General features: G+C 61.8%; 16 protein-coding genes, 2 tRNA genes and 1 pseudogene. 9 read left to right on the forward strand and 10 right to left on the reverse strand.

Features of this window, described 5'->3' with window-relative positions; all coding sequences use genetic code 11:
- Positions 1-23: 23 nt before the first annotated feature.
- From MQW79_RS01725 to MQW79_RS01750, 6 genes are all read right to left on the reverse strand, one after another.
- Positions 24-470: an SRPBCC family protein gene (locus MQW79_RS01725; protein ID WP_476586461.1), complete on the reverse strand. Its 447-nt coding sequence runs from the start codon at positions 468-470 to the stop codon at positions 24-26.
- On the reverse strand, positions 467-1687 hold the full coding sequence (locus tag MQW79_RS01730) for an MFS transporter (RefSeq protein ID WP_476586462.1): 1221 nt from the start codon (positions 1685-1687) through the stop codon (positions 467-469). The genes MQW79_RS01725 and MQW79_RS01730 overlap by 4 nt, the downstream gene beginning before the upstream one ends.
- A gap of 99 nt (positions 1688-1786) precedes the next feature.
- Positions 1787-1862: transfer RNA gene (locus MQW79_RS01735), tRNA-Asn, on the reverse strand.
- 95 nt (positions 1863-1957) lie between these two features.
- Complete coding sequence (gene mobA, locus MQW79_RS01740) at positions 1958-2569, reverse strand: molybdenum cofactor guanylyltransferase (protein WP_476586463.1); 612 nt, start codon at positions 2567-2569, stop codon at positions 1958-1960.
- Positions 2566-3753: a benzoate/H(+) symporter BenE family transporter gene (locus MQW79_RS01745; RefSeq protein ID WP_476586464.1), complete on the reverse strand. Its 1188-nt coding sequence runs from the start codon at positions 3751-3753 to the stop codon at positions 2566-2568. The genes mobA and MQW79_RS01745 overlap by 4 nt, the downstream gene beginning before the upstream one ends.
- A gap of 64 nt (positions 3754-3817) precedes the next feature.
- Positions 3818-4030 (reverse strand): hypothetical protein, encoded by a 213-nt coding sequence (locus MQW79_RS01750; RefSeq protein ID WP_476586465.1) that lies wholly within the window; start codon positions 4028-4030, stop codon positions 3818-3820.
- Positions 4031-4160: 130 nt separating this feature from the next.
- Here MQW79_RS01750 and MQW79_RS01755 point away from each other — a divergent pair.
- The 7 genes from MQW79_RS01755 to MQW79_RS01785 all read left to right on the forward strand — a co-directional run bounded on the left by MQW79_RS01755 (position 4161) and on the right by MQW79_RS01785 (position 12179).
- Positions 4161-4234, forward strand: a tRNA-Cys gene (locus tag MQW79_RS01755).
- Between the two features lie 231 nt (positions 4235-4465).
- Positions 4466-4639 (forward strand): hypothetical protein, encoded by a 174-nt coding sequence (locus MQW79_RS01760; protein WP_476586466.1) that lies wholly within the window; start codon positions 4466-4468, stop codon positions 4637-4639.
- Positions 4640-4770: 131 nt separating this feature from the next.
- Complete coding sequence (locus MQW79_RS01765) at positions 4771-5388, forward strand: protein-L-isoaspartate O-methyltransferase family protein (protein WP_476586468.1); 618 nt, start codon at positions 4771-4773, stop codon at positions 5386-5388.
- A gap of 125 nt (positions 5389-5513) precedes the next feature.
- Complete coding sequence (locus tag MQW79_RS01770) at positions 5514-6884, forward strand: TolC family outer membrane protein (RefSeq protein ID WP_476586469.1); 1371 nt, start codon at positions 5514-5516, stop codon at positions 6882-6884.
- Between the two features lie 191 nt (positions 6885-7075).
- Complete coding sequence (locus MQW79_RS01775; protein WP_476586470.1) at positions 7076-7831, forward strand: DUF2497 domain-containing protein; 756 nt, start codon at positions 7076-7078, stop codon at positions 7829-7831.
- Between the two features lie 581 nt (positions 7832-8412).
- Positions 8413-11166, forward strand: coding sequence for a valine--tRNA ligase (locus MQW79_RS01780; protein WP_476586471.1), 2754 nt, complete (start codon positions 8413-8415; stop codon positions 11164-11166).
- 5 nt (positions 11167-11171) lie between these two features.
- Positions 11172-12179, forward strand: coding sequence for a CorA family divalent cation transporter (locus MQW79_RS01785; RefSeq protein ID WP_476586473.1), 1008 nt, complete (start codon positions 11172-11174; stop codon positions 12177-12179).
- Between the two features lie 19 nt (positions 12180-12198).
- Here the strand turns inward: MQW79_RS01785 and MQW79_RS01790 are convergent, their stop codons facing one another.
- The gene (locus tag MQW79_RS01790) at positions 12199-14043 is read right to left on the reverse strand and encodes an ABC transporter ATP-binding protein (protein WP_476586474.1); all 1845 of its coding nucleotides are present in this window, start codon (positions 14041-14043) and stop codon (positions 12199-12201) included.
- A 684-nt stretch (positions 14044-14727) separates the two neighbouring features.
- Between MQW79_RS01790 and MQW79_RS01795 the strand changes: the two genes are divergently transcribed.
- A complete protein-coding gene (locus MQW79_RS01795; RefSeq protein WP_476586475.1) occupies positions 14728-15483 on the forward strand; it encodes a tetratricopeptide repeat protein in 756 nt (251 codons plus the stop codon).
- Positions 15484-15516: 33 nt separating this feature from the next.
- On the opposite strand, the gene xth is transcribed toward MQW79_RS01795, so the two are convergent.
- The 3 genes from xth to MQW79_RS01810 form a co-directional block, all read right to left on the reverse strand.
- Positions 15517-16299 (reverse strand): exodeoxyribonuclease III, encoded by a 783-nt coding sequence (gene xth, locus MQW79_RS01800; RefSeq protein WP_476588167.1) that lies wholly within the window; start codon positions 16297-16299, stop codon positions 15517-15519.
- Positions 16300-16315: 16 nt separating this feature from the next.
- On the reverse strand, positions 16316-17413 hold the full coding sequence (locus MQW79_RS01805; protein ID WP_476586476.1) for a serine hydrolase domain-containing protein: 1098 nt from the start codon (positions 17411-17413) through the stop codon (positions 16316-16318).
- A 66-nt stretch (positions 17414-17479) separates the two neighbouring features.
- On the reverse strand, positions 17480-17830 hold the full coding sequence (locus MQW79_RS01810) for a HesB/IscA family protein (RefSeq protein ID WP_476586477.1): 351 nt from the start codon (positions 17828-17830) through the stop codon (positions 17480-17482).
- An 86-nt stretch (positions 17831-17916) separates the two neighbouring features.
- Between MQW79_RS01810 and MQW79_RS01815 the strand changes: the two are divergent.
- A pseudogene (locus MQW79_RS01815) lies at positions 17917-19106 on the forward strand (deoxyguanosinetriphosphate triphosphohydrolase).
- Positions 19107-19199: the final 93 nt, after the last annotated feature.

Genomic DNA, 19199 nt, shown 5'->3' on the forward strand with positions numbered 1-19199 from the left:
GCGCCCGGCGGGATTGGATCAGCCTATTCCATCAACTCGGCAAGCTCTTCGAGGGCAGCGCTCCAGGCTTCCATGGAAAAAATGCGGGTCTGTGCATCCGCATGTGGCAGGCCGCGCTCGGTCAGGGTGATGGTCGTGCTGTCCTCGCCCTCGGCCTTGAAGGCGATATCGAGAACGAAGATCAGCTCGCTGTCCTCAGCCTCGTCCTTGTGGATCCAGGAAAGTACGAGACGCTGGTCCTCCACATAGGTCAGGACCTCGCCGCTGACCTCGTGATCAGCTTCGTCGTCGTCCTCGGCAAATGTCACGAAGCGGTACTGGCCGCCTTCAAATGCGTCGAACTCCGCCTCGTCGGCTTCCCACTGCTCGATGAGCGCCGGATCGGTCCAGGCCGAGAACACGTCCGAGACATGCGCGCCGATGGTGCGCGTCAGCGTGATCTGGCTTTCGTTGTCAGCGTCCATGCTCATGCCGGCTTCCTTTCGGGATGCAGTTCTGCCGTTTTGGGCAGGAAGATGGTGAGAATACCCAGTGCAGGCAGGAAGGCGCAAATCTGAAACACTGGAATGATGCCGATCCAGTCGGCCAGGCCGCCCATCACTGCAGCACCGAGCGCCCCAATGCCGAAGGCAAAGCCGAAGACGAAGCCGGCGATCATGCCCACTTTGCCCGGAACCAGCTCCTGTGCGTAGACGACCATTGCCGAAAACGCCGAGGACAGGATCAGGCCCACCATGATGCTCATGATGCATGTCCAGAAGAGATCAAGGTAGGGCAGGGCCAGGGTAAACGGCAGGGAGCCGAGGATCGACACCCAGATCACCGCGAGGCGGCCATAGCGATCGCCCACAGGTCCACCGATAAAGGTGCCGGCCGCCACCGCGCCCAGGAAGGCGAAGAGATAGTATTGCGCTTCCTGCGCCGAGAGACCGAATTTCTCGATCAGGAAAAAGGAATAGTAGCTCTTGAGGCCCTCGATATAGATGAACTTGCTCAGCAGCAGTGCCCCGATGACCATAAAGGCTATGATCAGGCGCTGGCGCGATAATGCCGGCTTCGCAATCGCCGCAGCAGGGCGCGAGGCGGCCTGCCGCTGGTGGTCGGCAAACCAGCGGCCGACATAGGAAAGAAGCAGGAAGCCAATGGCGGCCACGATCAAGAAGCCGAAAATGCTGTCCTGGCCCAGCGGCAGAAGAATTAGCGCGGCGGCCAGCGGGCCAAGGGCGGTGCCCACATTGCCACCCACCTGGAAAAGCGATTGTGCAAATCCCAGCCGGCCGCCCGATGCCATGCGGGAAACGCGCGACGCTTCCGGGTGGAAGAGGGCCGAGCCGGTACCCATGACCACGGCCGCGATGAACAGCAGCCAGAATCCATTGGCGGCGGCAAGCAGCGCCACGCCCGCGGCCACGATCGCCATGGAGACAGCCAGCCAGTAGGGTTTAGGCTTGAGGTCGCCGGACAGGCCGAAAATGGGCTGCAGGAAACAGGCCGTGATCTGCTGGCCCAGTGTCAGCATGCCGATCTGGAAATAGGTGAGGCCGTAATTTTCCTTGAGCAGCGGATAAAGCGCCGGCAGCAGGAACTGCAGCAGGTCGTTGAGCAGGTGCGCTCCGCTCACACAGAGGATGATCGACAGGGCAGTACGCTGCGCATTGTGCGCAGTTGGGGCAGCAATCGTGGTCATGGAAAATCGCTTAAGGGAACGGTTTCGTCCGTCGTCCTACGCCACCGAACACACGAGAGCAATCGCTCGTGCACATTATTCAGGCAATAGGGAAGGAAATGGCTCCGCGAGCTGGACTCGAACCAGCGACCATTCGATTAACAGTCGAACGCTCTACCAACTGAGCTATCGCGGAACACTTTCGTGCGCCCTCTTGTCGAAGGCGAGGTCCGTGTACCCAAACTGATCCGGTTTGCCAAGCCCCCAATGTCACCGCTTGTGAATAACTTGTCACAGACCCTCGGCAGACGCCCGGCGAGCAAGGGCTGTTAGGTCGGTCAGTGTATTGAGGTTGGCGAACGGGTCCTGGCCATGGGTATCCGACCAGTCGACCTGCACGGCTTCGGCCTTGGCCAGCAACGCTTTTGGGCTGTTCGGCAGGTCGCCGGCGCGCGCTCGTTCGGGCAGGCCGGAAAGAGCCGAGAGGCGCCAGATCGCGTTGGTCGGATAGAAATTACCGCGCCATCCCGCCTGTGCCGCCGAAGCGCCGCCATCCAGCGCAGCGACGAGTCGCCGCACATAGTCCCGCGGCAAGAAGGGTGTGTCGACCGCCACGGTAATGAGCATGTCGCTCGGCGAACATCGGGCGAGGTAGTCCGCCGCTGCAATCAGCCCCGCCAGAGGGCCGGCCACGGGCAAGTCGAGATCGGGCAGGGCGATGGCCCCCTCGACCAGAACTTCGCGTTGTCCCCCGGTTGAGACCAGAAGCGAGGTGCTCATATCTCGTAACCTGTCGGCTACACGATCAATCAGCCGCTGGCTTCCGATCCTGAGCAAGTCCTTGTGGACAGCGCCCAGCCGGCTGCCCTGTCCACCAGCCAGGATCAGCGCGTGAACGCTCATTTCTGCTCACGCGCTCTCAACAGCAGCATCAGTGCGATGCCGCCGATCAACCCCCAGAATGGCGCGCCGACACCGACAATGGTGATTCCGGAAGCCGTGGTGACAAAGGTCAGGATAGCGGGCAATCGCGCGTCTTCGTGCGAGAGTGCCGCGGCCAGCGCGCCTGCGAGACTGGAAAACAGTGCCAGGCCGGCCACGGCCTGGATGAGCAGCGGTGGAGACGCGGCGATGAAGGCGGCTGCCAGGCTCGCAGTAAAGCCGAAGAGGACATAGGTGAAGCCGGCCGCAACAGGTGCCGGCCAACGCCGATCCTTGTCCGGATGGGCCTCCGGGCCGGCGCAGATGGCTGCCGTGATAGCCGCAAGATTGCTGGTCGGGCCGCCGAAGAAGGCCGATGCACCGCTGGCGAGGCCCGTCAGCACGAAAAGAGGGGACGGGCGCAGATCGAAGCCATTTCCCTTCATCACTGCAATACCGGGAAGATTTTGCGAGGCCATGGTTACGACGTAGAGCGGCAGGGCGATGCGAATGATGGAATCAAGGGTGAATACCGGCATGACCGGTACCAGCATGGGCCAGGCCCCGTCGAAGGTTCCCGCTGGCAGATGCGTCGTTGTCGCCAGCACGATCGCCGTGGCGCACACTGCCAGCGGTACCGCATAGCGGCGCGCGAAACACAGCCCGAGGGCCCAGACAACCAGGATCGGGAAGGTGTGCCAGGGCATCTCCTCCAGGGCCCTGATCGGCGCGAGACAGAGCGTCAGTAACATGCCGGCCAGCATGGCATTGGCTATGCTGGCCGGAATCGCCGCGATGGCGCGGCCGAGCGGCGCAATAAGCCCGGTGAGCACAATCAGCGCGGCGCAGACAAGAAAGGCTCCGGCAACCGCGGGAAACCCGCCGACGGGTTCTCCAACGGTGAGCAGAAAGGCCATGCCAGGCGTGGTCCAGGCAAAGCTGACCGGCGTCCTGATGCGCCAAGCGACGGCCATATTGAGGATGCCGATCGAGAGGCAAACCGCGAACAGCCCGGAGCCGGCTTGTTGTGGTGAAGCGCCTGCGGCGGCCAGCGCAGCCAGGACAAGCGTAAAAGTGCTGGCGGAGCCCACCACGGCAGCGAGAATCCCGGCAAATATCGGCTGGGCATAGTCGCGGCGAGGCGGGGTAATGGCGTCGGATGTCATGGCGATTCTCGGATTCTGGCCGCCAGAGGCTAGTCGCTCTCGGGGGCTGCGGCCAGAGTCGGGGCTAGTCGCGCTTGCCTGAGGGGCTGGGCCGCTTGAACTGGTCCGTCAGCGCCAGCAGCACAACCATATGCAGCCGTTCCGGCGTATTCGGCGGCTTGAGACATTTGACGCGGGACGAAACGGTATAGCGGGCGCCGTTGCGCTCTCCCGTCGCGGTATAGAGCAGATACTTGCTGGCTTCGTCATAATAGGCCGAGGTCACTTTGAACTGCATTTTCGACCTCACGCGGCTGACGGCACGAGCCCTGGAATGACCTCCCACGAGGAGATCGTCAGAAAATACACCGCATGCCAATGAACCTATTGCATAAGCGTTTGCCGTCCAATAGGTACTGGCGCCCAGAGGCCGCGTGGCGGAGTGGTTACGCAGCGGATTGCAAATCCGTGTACTCCGGTTCGATTCCGGACGCGGCCTCCATCCTTCCCCAAATGTTTGTTCAAAGCGGCGGTTCCACCGGCGCCTGTCCGCATGTCGTTTAGGAACCATCCCCGATGATGGCCGTTGTATTAGTGTTGGAACGTGATTGAAAAATATCGCGAACCGATAAGAGCCCCGAAGGCGAAAGCTTCCGGGGCTTTTTGCTGCCTGTCGTGATGGAACGGGTGGGGCTCGTGCGGGTTGGCACGTTAGTCTTGAAGGAGAAGCCCTATGACGACCGAAACCCGTGCCGCGCCGCTGGATACGACAAAAGGCGAGCAGAAGGACGACAACATAGACGATCTGGGCAGACGCCCCGATGGCTCTACCCAAGATCAGCCGGTCGATCCCAAGCCCGAAAAGGCCCCGGCGGACAAGGAAAAGCGGCAAGCGTCAGATTCTTAGCACAGCAATAATGTCGCGCATCGCTTGATTGTATTGCGTTCGGACCGGGCTTGGGCATATTCACGGCCAGCATATGCCAGCTTGGACAATTCTTGGTGCACACGGACGACTCTACAGCAGCGCGCCGGGCGATGGTGGACAACCAGATCGCCACCAGTTCCGTTACTGACCCGCGCCTGCTGTCCGTACTGCGGCGCATCCCGCGCGAACTCTTTGTTCCCGAAGAGCGTCGTGCGCTGGCCTATAGCGATGCGCATCACCCGCTGGGGCAGGGGCGTTTCCTGCCGGCGCCGGCTGTCTTCGCCCGCCTTGTGCAATTGGCCGAAATTGCCGAAACCGACACTGTCCTCGATTACGCCCCGGCCACCGGCTATTCCACCGCCGTTCTGGCCGGCATTGCGCGGTCGGTTGTCGCCCTCGAGCCGGACGCGGCCATGGCCGCCCGCGCGCGCAGCAATTTGGCTGCACTGGCAATAGACAATGTCACTGTCATCGAGGGCGATCTGTCGACTCCACGTGACGCACGTTTCGACGTCATTCTCGTGGAAGGCGCTGTCGCACAGGTGCCGGATGTGCTCGTCGATCGATTGGCGCCCTTGGGGCGGCTGGTCTGCCTGGTGCGGCAGGGTCCCGTTGGGGTCGCGTTGACAATTGTTAACGCAGAGCAAGGTATCGTCAGGCGAATCGGATTCAATGCGACACTGCCTTCTATTGACCTCGGGCCGTCCCCAGAGGAGTTCGTCTTCTAGATTTGTGTTGCGTTCTGGTCACGGTCGGCCAACGCATTGATATTAAAGTTCCGTAGGGATTGTCCGGGTCTGTTGTATACCCCATCTGCCGGGCATTAGAGTGGTGGGGTCTGGAGGCTGGTCTGATGAAGATTCGCGGAGTTCTGAAGGCGAGTACGCTTGCCATGCTGGTGGCATGCTCGTCGGTCGGAACGGCCCATGCCCAATCGATCACGCAGGCTCTGACTGCCGCCTACAATCACGCCCCGGATCTGCAGTCGGCATTGCTCAGCGCCAAAGCTCAGGCCGAAGGCATTGTGCAGGCCAAGTCCGGCATGCTGCCCACCGTTGGCGCCCAGATTAGCGGCAATACGTCGACAGCTTTGATCGGGGGCTCCTGGACTGATCCGAGCCTCTCGCTGACGACGGGCCTGTCCTATAATCAGACCATTTACGACAACAACAAGACCGCTGCGCAGGTTGAAGCCGCGCGCGCCGCTGCTGAAGTCGCCGAATACCAGATCCGCAACACCGAGCAGAATGTCCTGCTCGAAGTCATCCAGGCCTACATGTCGGTGTTGAGCGGCCGCGAGCTGCTGGCGCTGCGCCAGGAAAACGTCAACTTCTTCCAGGCCCAGCTCCAGTCCGCCCAGGATCGTCTGGATGTGGGTGAGGGGACGCGCATCGACGTGGCCCAGTCAGAGGCCCGTCTGGCACAGGGCCAGGCGGCCCTGCAGGCCGCTGCCGGTTCCCTCCAGTCCGCCGAAGCGACGTTCCAGCGCCTCGTCGGCCAGCGCCCGCAGAACCTGTCAACGGGCCACAATTATTCAAGCCTCTTGCCGCGCTCCATCGACGCCGCGATTGCCGAGGCCGAGATAGGCCACCCCGCCATCCTGCTCTCCAAGGCAAGCATTCGCGCCGCGCAGGCGAGCAGCGATATTGCCCAGGCCGGCTACTTCGGTGCCACGGCCAGCGTTTCCGGTCAGGTGGGCAGCAGCTGGACCGGCCCGTCCGGCGGTGCCCGCGACGGTCTTTCGGCATCCATGGGCTTTCAGATTTCCATTCCCATCTACTCGGGCGGCCGCATGGGTTCGAGCGTGCGCCAGGCCAACCTCAACCAGATCAAGTCGGAAGTGGACGCCATGTCCGCTTATGACCAGATTCGCGAAGCAGTGATTTCCGCCTGGACAGGCATCCAGAGCGCTGACGCCCAGATCAGCGCCGCTCAGGCCGCAGTAACCTCGAGCAATACCGTTCTCGATGGCGTCATTCAGGAACGCGACCTCGGGGCTGCCACCACGCTCGACGTGCTCAATGCCCAGGCCGATCTCACCAGCGCCCGCGAGGCGCTGATCAACGCGTCCAACGGCAAGACCATCGCGACGTTCTCGCTGCTGACAGCGATGGGCCGCATGACCGCCAGCAGTCTGGCCCTGCCGGTCGAGATCAAGACCGCCGTGCCGTATACGCAGGCCGTCGAGGATGTGTGGCAGGAACTGCGGACGGTTGCCGAATAGGTCGACCGGATTTTGCTTCCGCATCAATATTGTGGCCGGGCTCGTCCCGGCCTCAACTTTTCGTGGAAGACGTCAAGTTCAGGCCTTGGAGTGATTCCTAATCCGGCGCCTTGCTATTAAGCTGTTGGTTACGAATCGGGATAGGGCATGCGGAATCCCTTCCTAGTCGGGCGCATGAGTAAGAGGCACTGATGAACAAGCCGGCACCCAAAGAACCCTCCATGGACGAAATCCTGTCGTCCATTCGACAGATCATCGCTGACGATGATGCTGCCGGGGCGCCGCGTCGTCCTTCGATACAGGCCGCGCCTCCGCCCATGCAGGCCACGCCGGCCCGCGCCGTTGGCGGACAGGATGATCGCGACCTGAGCGACATGCTCGACGACATCGAGCCCCTGGCGCTGTCTCCTTCGCAGATCGTCGAGCAGGGCGATGATGATGTCGGTGGCTTCAGCTTTGACTCCATTCTTGCCGATACCGAAGGCCCGGAGGCCGCCGCACCGGCGCTGGTTGAGCCAGAGGACGTCACCTTCGACATGGATGACGACCTTCCCAGCTTCGATCCTGCTACGGCCCGCCCCGCCGTCGTGCAGCCCATTCGTGCTCCGGAACCGGCGCCCGTTGCCATGGCTATGCCTGAAGCCGAGCCTGAGCCGGAATTCGAGCCTGAGCCGATGATAAGCGCCGCCCAGGCCGCGCCTTTGCCCGATCCGACGCTGACGTCCGAGATCGCCGAGCAACTGCTTGAACCGGCAACCCGCGCCGCTGTCCGCGGCTCTATCGGCAAGCTCAGCGCGCTGGGTATCGGCAATCCTGGCCTCACCATCGAAGCAATGATGCGCGATATGTTGCGCCCCATGCTCAAGGAGTGGCTGGACGAAAACTTGCCCGCCGTAGTCGAACGCATGGTGGAAAAGGAAATCGCCCGCGTTTCGCGCGGCGAATAGGCCTGCCCGGGGTGTGGGCCTTCCTCCCCCGCTATGGGGGAGGGGGACCGCCATTAGGCGGTGGAGGGGGGTGCAACGAGCACCGCCCCGTCTTTATCCGCATACTCACGCCTGCCGCTCCCTCTCCACCGCGCTTTGCGTGGTCCCCTGTCCCGCGAGCGGGGGAGGACGGTCCGGTGAAAATCTTATCCTCGCCCCCAAATCCTCCCTTATTCTCCCCCTCATCAGCCGGATGGAGATGGGGTTGCAACGATCAACCGTCCGGCGACAATCGGGCGGGCTCGCCATCGTTAGCAGGAGCCTGGGTCCGGGGATGGGTTCAGGCCGAAATGCCTCCCTAGTTAAACCCCCTGCCAGAAATCCCGATGCCCGGAGGCGATCATTGCCTCACTATATTAAACTCAGGGGCGGCGACCGCCTCCGGGCACCATCACGCCATTGCACCCGCAAGCTTCGAGGCTGTGCGGCCGCTGCGCATGCGCACCATTGACCCCGCACCTTGCATTTGCTTGAAGACTGCCAACCTGTTTCCGACCCGCCAAGGTTAGCCTGGCGGGTCGATGCTGTTCGCGAGTGACGTTATGCTTGAAAAGACCTACGAACCCGCCGCCGTCGAAAGCCGCATCTATGATGCGTGGCTCGACGCCAAGTCTTTTGCCGCCGGTGCCGGCGCCAAGCCGGGTGCGGAAACCTTCACCATCGTCATTCCGCCGCCCAACGTCACCGGCTCGCTCCATATCGGCCACGCGCTCAACAACACGATCCAGGACATCCTTGTCCGCTTCAACCGCATGCTGAAGAAGGATGTGCTCTGGCAGCCTGGCACCGACCATGCTGGCATTGCCACCCAGATGATCGTCGAACGCCAGCTCGCTGAAAAGCAGATGGACCGTCGCACCATGGGGCGCGACGCCTTCATCGAGCGCGTCTGGGAATGGAAAGCCGAGAGCGGCGGCACCATCATGAACCAGCTCAAGCGCCTGGGCGCTTCGGCCGACTTCTCGCGCGAAAAATTCACGATGGGTGATCGCGGTGCAGCCGATGACCAGATGGTCCGCGCCGTCACCAAGGTCTTTGTCGAACTGCACAAGCGCGGCCTGATCTATCGCGCCAAGCGCCTGGTGAACTGGCATCCGGGCCTCGAAACCGCCATTTCTGATCTCGAAGTGGAGAATATCGAGGTCAAGGGCCACATGTGGCACTTGCGCTATCCGCTGGCCGATGGCGTAACCTACGAGTTTCCGGTCAAGGATGAAGAAGGCAATGTCACGGGCACTGAAACCCGCGACTACATCATCGTCGCCACCACCCGTCCCGAAACCATGCTCGGTGACGTAGCCGTCGCCGTGCATCCGGAAGACGAGCGCTATGCCGGTCTGGTCGGCAAATACATCGAGCTGCCGCTGGTGGGCCGCCGTATTCCTGTTGTTGCCGACGAATATGCCGATCCGACCCTGGGCACCGGCGCGGTGAAGATCACCCCGGCGCATGACTTCAACGACTTTGAAGTCGGCACTCGTGCCGGTCTTGAGCCGATCAACGTCTTCACCACGCGTGGCGCCATCATTGATGCCGATTTCATTCCCGCAAAGTATCGCGGCATGGATCGCTTTGAGGCGCGCAAGGCCATTGTTGCCGACCTCACTGCACTGGCCGAAGAAACCCCGACGCGCGGCCTAGACCATATCGAAGACAAGAAGATCATGGTGCCGCATGACGAGAAGTCCAAGCTCGTCGTCATCGAGCCATTCCTGACCGACCAGTGGTGGGTCAAGGCCGACGTCCTGGCCCAGCCGGCGCTCGCTTCCGTCCGCGAGGGCCGCACCAAATTCGTGCCGCAGCAATACGAAAACACCTATTTCGCCTGGCTTGAAAACATCAAGCCCTGGTGCATTTCGCGTCAGCTCTGGTGGGGCCATCAGATCCCGGCCTGGTATGGCCCCGACAACGAAGCCTTTGTCGCCTATGACGAGGCCGAAGCCCGCGCCGCTGCTGAAAAGCATTATGGCAAGCCAGTGGAGCTGACCCGCGACCCGGACGTCCTTGATACCTGGTTTTCTTCCGCCCTCTGGCCGTTCTCGACCCTGGGCTGGCCGGACGAAACCCCCGAGCTCAAGCGCTATTACCCGACCAGCGTTCTGGTCACCGGCTTCGACATCATCTTCTTCTGGGTTGCCCGCATGATGATGATGGGCCTCGAATTCCTGGATGAGGAGCCGTTCCACACCGTCTACATGCACGCCCTGGTCCGCGACGAAAAGGGCCAGAAGATGAGCAAGACCAAGGGTAATGTCATCGATCCGCTGAAACTCGTCGATGAGTTCGGCGCCGACGCGACCCGCTTTACCCTCGCTGCCATGGCCGCGCAGGGCCGCGACCTCAAGCTCGCCATTTCGCGCGTCGAGGGTTACCGCAACTTCGTCACCAAGATCTGGAACGCCGCACGTTTTCTCGAGATGAACGAATGCCGCCGCGTGGAGGGCTACGATCCCAGGGCCAACAGGCTGCCACTCAATCGCTGGATCGTCGGCGCTACGGCGCGCGGTCTCGCCAGCGTCCGGTCAGGCATCGAGGACTACAAGTTCAACGAAGCGGCCAACAGTGCCTATGACTTCGTCTGGGGCACGTTCTGCGACTGGTATGTGGAATTCGCCAAGCCCGTCTTCATGGGCGATGACGAGGCTGCCAAGGCCGAAACCCGCGCCACCGCTGCCTGGGCCCTGGACCAGATTCTCGTCATGCTCCACCCGATGATGCCCTTCGTCACCGAAGAGCTTTGGGCCGAGACCGGCAAGTTCGGCCCGGCACGCGAGGGCATGCTGATCACCACGGAATGGCCTGACCTGTCGGGCCTCGAAGACGCCGCTGCCGACGCCGAGCTGGCCTGGCTGATCGATGTCATCTCCAACATCCGCTCGGTCCGCGCCGAAATGAACGTGCCGGCCAGCGCCAAGCTGCAGATGGTTGTCACCGGGGCAGGGGAGGAGACCCTGCGTCGCCTCGTCGCCGGTACATCGCTGATTTCCCGACTGGCGCGCCTAGAAGAAATCTCGCCACAGAACGAAGTGCCGGGCGAATCCGCCCAGTTCGTCGTTGGCGACGCGACCTATGCCCTGCCGCTGGCCGGCGTCATCGACATTGCGGTCGAAAAGGCCCGCTTGGAAAAGGAAGTAGGCAAGCTCGATGGCGAGATTTCCCAGGTCGACAAGAAGCTGGGCAACGAGCAGTTCGTGTCCAAGGCACCTGAAGAGGTGATCGAGGAACAGAAATCTCGCCGCGAGGCCGCTGCCGAGCGTCGGACCCGAATTCTCGAAGCCCTCAAGCGCCTGAGCTGAACGCAATGACGGACACCGCCAAGCCGCCCAACGAACGCGCATTGCAAAATGGCCTCGTTGGTGGCGGGGCGGTGCTCATCTTCGACGGCAAGGGCGGCATGAAGCGGCATGAGCCGGGCGAAGATCACCCCGTGGTGCCTCGCGGCGGCTTCAAGCTGGTCGTCGGCAATTCCAAGGCTCCCGAGTTCAAGCTCTGGCTCAAGGGGGAGCTGGGCGATTTCAATTCTAGTCTGGTGACCGCACCGAGTTCGCGCAGCCGTTGCAGTGTCATGGATGATCGGGCACTCGTGGTCCTGCGGGTCGTCCGCCCCGGTGCCGCGCCGCATGATGTCGGCCGTCAGTTCCTCACCGTCTGGATCGAGAAGAGCCGGGTCATCATCGCCTCCGAGCTCAATATTCTGGACTTTCTTGGCCTCGCCAAGGTCGAGCAGGCCGAATACGCGCCGACCACGCCCGCCGATCTGATTGCCCGCCTGGCTCTGAGGGCAACCGACAGGCTCGAACCTCTGATCGAAATGCTCGGTGACCGGCTCGATGATGTGGAGGAAAGCCTCATCACCCACCGCACCGAGAAGGCGCAGGATAATCTCGAACAGTTGCGCCGTACACTGATCAGCTTCCGCCGGCTCGTCTGGCCGCAGCGCGACGCACTCTCGACACTGGAAGTGGAAGACCTCTCCTTCTTCTCTGACCGTGACCGGCTGCGCCTGCGAGAGGCGGCGATGCGTACGGCCCGCATCGGCGACGAATTGCAGGCCCTCTCCGAACGCGCCGTCCTTGTGCACGAAGAAATCATCGACGACCGCGCCGAACAGATGAACAGGGCGATGCTGCTCCTGGCTGCCGTCACCGTGATCTTCTCGCCGCTGACCCTGCTCACTGGACTTCTGGGCATGAATGTTTCGGGTATTCCCTTTGCTGACCACCCCGGCGCCTTCTGGGTTGTCTGCGGCGTCGTCATTGCCATTGGCCTCGGCGCTCTCTGGGTCATGCGCAGGCGACGCTGGCTCTGAGCCAGCGCCGCCTGTGGCGTCAAATGCTCGCCTGTACCGAGTGTAGTCCGGCATAGATGCCGTCCTGTGCCATCAGGTCGTCATGCGTGCCTTCCTCGACGATGCCTTCCCGGGTCAGCACCAGGATGCGGTCGGCATGGCGCACCGTTGAGAGCCGATGGGCGATCACCAAGGTGGTTCTGCCGCGGGCGAGGCCAAGAAGAGCCTGCTGCACCGCCCGCTCGCTCTCATTGTCGAGCGCGCTCGTGGCCTCGTCGAAGATCAGGATGGGCGGATTCTTGAGGAAGGCGCGGGCTATGGTCAGCCTCTGTTTCTGCCCACCTGAAAGTTTGACCCCACGCTGCCCGATGTCGGACTCATAGCCATGCGGCAGGGCCATGATGAAGTCATGCGCATTGGCCGATCGTGCCGCCGCAATCATGTCTTCATCGGAGGCGTCAGGGCGTCCATAGAGCAGGTTTTCCCGCACCGTGCCGGCGAACAGATAGACGTCCTGCTGCACAACTCCGACATGCTGACGCAGCGATTTCAGTTTGATGTCCCGCACGTCGTGTCCGTCGATGCGAACGCTGCCTTCCTGGACGTCGTAGAACCGCGGTACAAGGCTGCAGAGCGTGCTCTTGCCCACGCCCGATGGTCCCACCAAGGCGACGAATTCGCCTGGCGCAATGGTGAGCGAGACCCTGTTGAGCACGTTCGGCCCGTCCAACTCGTAGCTGAAGCTGACAGTGTCGAACGCGATTTCTCCTCGGACCGCATCGAGCGGTTTTGCGCCGGGCCGATCAGCAATTTCTGGCCGCTCCTCAAGCAGCTCCATCGCTCGCACGAAGCCGGTATAGCCCAGCTGCCAGAGGCGGATGAAGTTGTCGAAGCGCCTCAGCGGGTCGAGCAGCACGCCCACGCAGAGCAGTAGCGTCAACATGTCGGCCGCGGTCAGATCGCTGGTGAGGATGCGAATGGCCCCGCCCACGATGACCACGAGGGTGATGAGCTGTCCAAAACCCTCCATGCCGCTCCACAGCAGTGCCTCGCTGCGATAGCCATCCTTGCGGCTTTCAAGAAAGCGGCGGTTCTCCTGCGTGAAGCGTTGAATCTCATCTCCCTCATTGGCGAAGGACTGCACGACACGGATACCGCCAAGGGAATCCTCGACCCGTTCATTGATGTCGGCAATGCGCTCCTTCGTGGCGCGCAATGCGATGTTCATCCGGTGGTTGAAGTACAATGCGTAACCAACGGCGAACGGAAGAAGAAGCGTAATCGCCAGGGCGATCAGCGGATCGACATAAGCCAGTACGGCCATCGCACCGCAGAACTTGAGCACGGCAATGGCCAGGTCTTCCGGGCCATGGTGGAAGAGCTCACCCAGCCAGAGCGAGTCATTGGTGATCCGGCTCATCAATTGCCCAGTGCGTTGCCGGTCATAGTAGCTGAACGATAGCGTCTGGCAGTGATCGAACAGCTCCTGGCGCACCTGGGCCTCGATCTTGGCCCCCATGGCGTGGCCCTGGTAGTCCACGAAATACGTGGCCACCGCCTGGGTGATGAAGACCGCCACCATGACGGCGCCAAGCACCAATAACTGGCCCATCGCGTCGGGCGCCGTGCGAAGCTCCGGCAGCCGGCCCACGATATGATTGGCCATCAGCGGCAGGGCAACCGCTGTGCCTGCCACAAGAATGGCGCTGAGCAAGACTGCCGCCAGCAGCGGCAAGTGTGGCCGATAGTAAGAAATGAACCGTCCGAATCCGCGGCGGCCGAAATCTGGCGCGTCCGTGTCGGCCTTGCTGAGGAATGGGGAAAGTCGGGAGAACGGGCTAGGGCGTTTGGTGCGCCGATCCTGCGCGGAAGTTTGAGAAGACATGAAGAATTCTGTCCTGATGAAGTGACGGATTTTTCTGAGCGGACAGAATGGTTTTCATCTCGGTCTCCCGAATTGGCTTGCGGGGCGACTATGCTGCCGGCTTTTCTCCAAGGCAATGGTGTGGCGGTCACAGGACTGTCTCTGTGACGATTCCGCAACAACGGTATCGATTCCATTGCCGGTCTCTCGCCATCAACGTTTTGGCGATGTTTCCCGCCACAATCTGCCCCTAAAGCAGGTTGCATGGCATTCGGGGGCGAGTGCTGGCGGAGCTGCGTTGGTCGCAAGACCACGGACAGTCTCGGCTGATTTCTCCCCCTGACGATGAGTGATCTTGGCGGCGGATACCCGCCTGAAACGGTAAGTATGAACGTTCTTTTGTTGATCGTTGATGCCCTGACACCGGTGCGCCTCGCCCCGTGCGATGCCGCGTTGGCTTCACCTTGTCATGGGATGGGCTGAATGCGGTCACAAAGCTCGTTTACGAAGTCTTTAGAGATTGCTTTGCCCGGAGGCTTCATCCGGGCAAAATCAGGATTGAACCGCAGCCATCTGAAGGCTGTATCGGCGATGCCCAGGCTGGTGGCATCGCCCCGCGTATTCGCCCATGGCCCCATGGGCAAAAGGAGTAACATGCGCATTTCTAGGGAAATCTCCCTTGCCTGCGCTGCGTCAGGATTTTTGATGGCTCTGCTCGCGGTTGCGCCCGCACAGGCCCAGACTGCCGCCGATGCTGCGTTTGATTTCGCCAAGACCATGGACGGAAACGGCGCAATCGTGTCCAGCGACACCTATCTGTCGGCACTTGAGAGCGATGCTGCCGCTGGCCGGCCACTGGCGCTTTGGCAACTGGGCACCATGTACGAGACCGGTGAAGGCGTCGACAAGGACCCGGTCAAGGCCTTCGGCTATTTCGCCCAGATTGCCAATCAGCATGCCGATACCGCGCCCAAGGGCCTCGAAGCCGACATTGTGGCCAGTTCCTTTATCAAGCTGGGCGATTATTTCCGCATCGGGGTGCCCGAAGCCGGCGTCTCGCAGAATCCTGCCGAATATCACCGCATGCTCATGCATGCCGCCACTTACTTTGGCGACGCTGAAGCCCAGTACCGCATCGGCATGCTCTACCAGAAGGAAGATGGCCTGGGCGTCAGTCCCATGCTGAGCGCCCGCTGGCTGCTCTCCGCCGCCCACAAGGGCCACTGCCTGGCGCAGGCCCGCCTGGGTCACCTGTTGTTCAACGGTATGGAAAACTACGATCCACGCCCGGCCGAAGGCCTGATGTGGCTGAATTTTGCCCAGACCACCTGCCTTGGCACCGGCGATGTTGCCGTGGCCGAGCAGCTGCTCAACAGCGCCATGGTCGTCGCAACTCCGGAAGTGCGGGCGGCAGCGGTCGAAATGGCCAATTCGGGCGTGGTCATCAGCGCCGAGTTTTAGGAGGGCCGCCAAGGCCCTCCATTCATATCCGTTCTAGAAGCTGAATGCGCCTTCCACAGGCACGTGGTCGCTCGGCTTGTCCCAGCCGCGCACATCCTTGTGGATCACCACGTCATCGAGCCGGTCAGCCGCCTGAGGAGAGAGCATCAGGTGGTCAATGCGAATGCCCGCATTGCGCCGCCACGCACCCGCCTGGAAATCCCAGAACGTATAGGCTTCTTCGGCGGTGATGGCGCGCAGCGCGTCGGTCATGCCCATGTTCCTGAGAATACGGAACTTTTCGAGGCTCTCCGGTCGATAAAGGGCATCGCCCCACCAGGCATCCGGGTCATGTGCATCGATGGGCGCCGGGATAAGGTTGAAATCCCCCATCAGGATGAAGGGCTCTTCCAGCGCGAGGCGCTCCTCGACAAAGGCGTTGAGCCTATCCATCCAGGCCAGTTTGTAGGGGAATTTTTCGGTATCCACCGGGTTACCGTTGGGCAAATAGATATTGCAGACCCGCACAACGCCCCCCTCGACGGAGAAGACTCCCTCGATCAGGCGTGACTGCTCGTCTCCGTCGTCATTGCCGGGCAGGCGACGATGCACCTCGTCGAATGGAACCTTGGAGAGCAGCGCCACGCCGTTCCAGCTTTTCTGGCCATGGGTTTCCACATTGTAGCCCAGGGCTTCGATCTCGGCCTTGGGAAAGCCCTCGTCGACGGTTTTGATCTCCTGGAGCCCCACAATGTCGGGCTTTTCCTCTTCCAGCCAGCGCAGGAGCAGTTCCAGCCGCGCCTTGATGCCGTTGATGTTCCAGGTGGCAATGCGCAAGGTCATGTTGGCGTCCTCAGGTCAGCTCGGCATAGACAGCGCGGATGATATCCTTCGGATAACGTCCCGTGCACCCCTCGAGTGCCGTATTGCTCATCGAAATCAGCGATAACCCGTTGACCGGGTCTATGAGCCAGGAATGGCCGTAGACGCCGCCCCAGTTCACCGTGCCCCTTACCGAGGGCACATTGGCGGCAACGGGGTCATCCACGATAGCGCCGAGATAGCCGAAACGCTGGCCGGGATCGCGGTCCACTGTCCCGATGCGGTTGGAAAAGGCGAGGGCCAGCATGTCGCGACTGACCGCACCACCGCCGCCAGTCCGCATCGCCTCGAGGAACCGCATGATGTCACCCGGTGTGCCTGCCATGCCTGCGCCACCGGACTGGAACGCCCTGTCGTTGAAAATGCGCGAAGGCGAGAAGATGACCGGGCCGTTATCGCCCTCGACGGGCTGCGGATCGGCCATCGGCATTGGCGGCCTGCCGTCGGCATAGGGCTTTGCCAACCGGCGCTGGTCGGCCACGAAGAACCCAGTCTCCCTCATGCCGAGCGGATTGGTGACATGCGTTGCAACCGCGTCACCCAGCGATCCGCCATGCACCTGCGCCAGAACCGCGCCGAGCACGTCGATGGCGACGGAATATTGCCATGCGGAGCCTGGCACATAGTCGAGCGGATGCTGCGCCACCCGCGAGAAATTTTCCTCGAGGCTGCGGTCCGTCTGCCCGAGGCCCGTCGTGATTTCGGGATCCTGCGGATAGCCATAGGAGAGGCCCGCCGTGTGCGTCAGCAGATGGTGGATGGTGATGTCAGCCTCGCTGCCATCGCGCAGGCGGGGCGCAAACCAAGGGATGTGCTGCCTCACCTTGTCGTCGAGTTTGATCAACCCCTTGTCCACCATGGCAAGAGCCGTGGCGGCGACGATAGGCTTGGTCACCGATGCCAGCCGATAGATAGCATTGTCGATCATCGGCTGCTCTGCCTCGCGATCGAACCAGCCGCAGGTACGCCGATAGACGATATCCCCGTGCCGCGCGACGATCAGTTCGGCGCCAACAATGGTCTGGTTGGTGATGGCGGCATCCATCACGGCGTCGATACGGCTAGTCATGACGGCGATTCTCCTCTTGTCAGAGGACTTTAGCCGTTGACAGCAGTGGGGTGAAGTTCAGCCAGGCTAGACAGCGAAACTGGTCCCGCAGCCGCAGGACGCGACTGCATTGGGGTTCTTGATCTGAAAGGACTGGCCAACTAGGTCATCGACGAAGTCGATTTCAGCGCCGCCCATGAATTCTAGGCTGAGTGAGTCGATCAGCACCGTCGCCTCGCCCTTGCTGAGCACAAGATCATCATCGCCAGGGGTTTCCTGGACGAGATTGTACTCGTACTGAAATCCCGAACAGCCGCCGCCGGCCACAGAGATACGCAGCACAGTGCCTGGCGCTTCCTTGGAAAGAATGCGCGACACGCGCTTGGCGGCGCGATCTGAAAGGGTTACGGCAGGAACAGCAAGCGCGGCTTCGGTCATGGGGACAATCCCGGTCGGTCGTAATGTCATAACGCTTCGCTAAGATAGGCGCTCTAGTCGCCATTGCAAAGGCCCCGGACCAACACATGAGCGATACCGCCCCCTATGCCGCCAAATCCGCCCAGTCGCTGGGCCGGCTCTATGGGGCGGGGCCAAGCCCGACCCGTTCGGAATTCCAGCGCGACCGCGATCGCATCATCCATTCAACGGCCTTTCGTCGCCTGCAGCACAAGACTCAGGTCTTCCTTGCCCATGAAGGACGACATTTCCGCAACCGCCTGACCCACACGCTGGAAGTGAGCCAGATAGCGCGCTCCATCGCCCGTGCCCTGCGCCTACGAGGATTTGGCAGAGGCCGTCGCCCTCAGCCCACGATCTTGGTCATACGCCCTTTGGTCATGCCGGCGAGAGGGCCCTGCATCGCGCCATGGAGCCTTTTGGCGGCTTCGATCACAACGTTCAGGCGCTCCGCGTCGTGACGCTGCTCGAAAACCGCTATGCCGAGCACGACGGCCTCAATCTTACCTGGGAAACGCTGGAAGGCATTCTCAAGCACAATGGTCCGTTGCTCGATGCAGAGGGCAACCCCTTTGGCCGCTACGTTCATGAGGGCCTACCTTCGGGCCTCGATGCCATTCCTGCGCCAGCCGACCTGCGTCTCAACACCTTTGCCAGCCTCGAAGCGCAGGTTGCGGCCGTTGCAGATGATATCGCCTACAACGCCCATGACATCGATGATGCCCTGCGTGCCGGTCTTGTTTCCGTGCCCGATTTCATCAACGTGCCCATGGCGGGCCCGATCGTGGCAGAAGTCCTGGAACGTTACCCCGACATTGGCGAGAAACGTCAGGCCCACGAGATCCAGCGCCGCATGATCACGCGTGCGGTGGAAGATGTGATTGCCACCAGCGTTGCGCAGATCACCGCCTCGGGAGTTCAAAGCCCTGAGGACGTGAGACTGGCCGGTCAGCCTCTGGTTACCTTTTCGACGAAAGCGTCCAGCGCTGAAAAAGGCCTCAAGTCCTTCCTGTTCAACCGGGTCTATCGCCACGAAGCCGTCATGGTGCCAGTGCGCGAAAGCGAGGCGGTAGTGGAGCGCCTCTTTGCCGTCTACATGGCCAATGCCGACATGCCCGGCCGCTGGGGCGAGGCGGGCAGGGCGGTCGGTGGCCCCCAGCGTGCCCGTATCGTGGCGGATTTCATCGCCGGCATGACCGACCCCTACGCGCTCGATGAACACCAGCGCTTGTTTGACGCTCGACCGGATTTCCGTTAACCGGACCGCATTGGTGAGGCGCATAGCCAACCACCTTCCTCAGGTCCGTCCTCGGGCTTGACCCGAGGACCACTCTCTACACCGCGGAAGCGG

This window comes from Devosia sp. Micro-HW1 (assembly GCF_056341075.1).